This window comes from Blastomonas sp. UPD001, assembly GCF_003426715.1.
Taxonomy (GTDB): domain Bacteria; phylum Pseudomonadota; class Alphaproteobacteria; order Sphingomonadales; family Sphingomonadaceae; genus Blastomonas.
Window position 1 is genome coordinate 1 of sequence record NZ_QKVT01000117.1, and the last position, 1,151, is coordinate 1,151.

Sequence of the window (1,151 nt, forward strand, 5' to 3'; positions counted from 1 at the left end):
AGCCCGACCACCGAGGCCCCGGCTTCGGAAACCCCGGCACCGGGCGCTGACGCCCCGGCCACCGCAGACCAGGCCCCGCCCGCCACGCTGGATTCGAATGGCGATGGCACGATGGATGCCTGGGACCGCAACAATGACGGCAAGGCCGATGCCTGGGATACGGATGGCGACGGCAAGCCCGACAAGGCCGATCCGATGGAAGCCGCTGAATAAAACAAGCCCTATAAGGGTCGCAACGGAAGGCCGGGAGAGCAATCTCCCGGCCTTTTTGCGTATCTGCAAGAAGTTGAAGATACAGTTTCTCGAATGTTGATCGATTGCACAGCATCTCAAGGAGGAAGGCGCGATAACAATCGAATTTTACCTCTGTGCAGTGCCATTCGTCATCACGCATTGTCTTTTCTGTGCGGTTTCAACGGCTGATTAACTTCCTCGCTCTAGAGGAAAGCGCCAGCGTTGTTTGCCTTTTTGGGAGAAGGGGAAATGCCATCAAGCTTGCAGGAGAGACTGGCCTTTTACGAACTCGACGGAACGGACAACTCGACCTTTCGCAGAGTGAAAAGGTCATTGGGTCGTCATGTCCAACGCGCGCTGGAAAAGTTCTATCGCAAGGTCGGGACGATTCCCGAACTCAAGGTCTTCTTCAGCGATAGCGCGCGGTTGCAATTTGCCAAGAACGCGCAGCACAGCCACTGGATGAAGATCTTCGGCGACGGTCTCACGGATGATTACATGACGCGCGCGGTTGGTGTGGGCCAGGTGCACGCGCGCATCGGGCTGGAGCCGAAATGGTATGTCGGCGGGTACGCGCTGATCCTCGAAGAAATGATCTATGGGATGATCTCGCCAGGCCTGCTGCGTTACGTGCCAGGTCGCCGCAAGCTTGCCAAGGACGTGGCAGCGCTGGTGAAGGTGTCGCTGCTCGACATCGATATCGCGCTCTCGACCTATTTCGTCGATGCCGAGGAGAAGGTTCGCGGCGTCGTGCTCGGTCAGATGGGCAGCGCGCTCAAGCGCATGGCCGAAGGCGACCTGACCACCCAAATGGCGGGCCTGCCAGCCGAATATGCGCAGGTGGAGCAGGACTTCAACGCCGCCACGGCAGCGCTTCGCGAGACGCTGCTGGCGGTGAGCTCAAGCGTCAGCGGGAT

The 1,151-nt window shown here is 59.2% G+C and carries 2 protein-coding genes; both read left to right on the plus strand.

Annotation, left to right across the window (positions count from 1 at the left end; translation table 11 throughout):
- The coding region (locus DM995_RS19335) for a hypothetical protein (protein ID WP_198669507.1) at positions 1–213 on the plus strand (213 nt) is incomplete at its 5' end.
- Positions 214–495: 282 nt separating this feature from the next.
- The coding region (locus DM995_RS19340) for a protoglobin domain-containing protein (protein WP_232824570.1) at positions 496–1,151 on the plus strand (656 nt) is incomplete at its 3' end.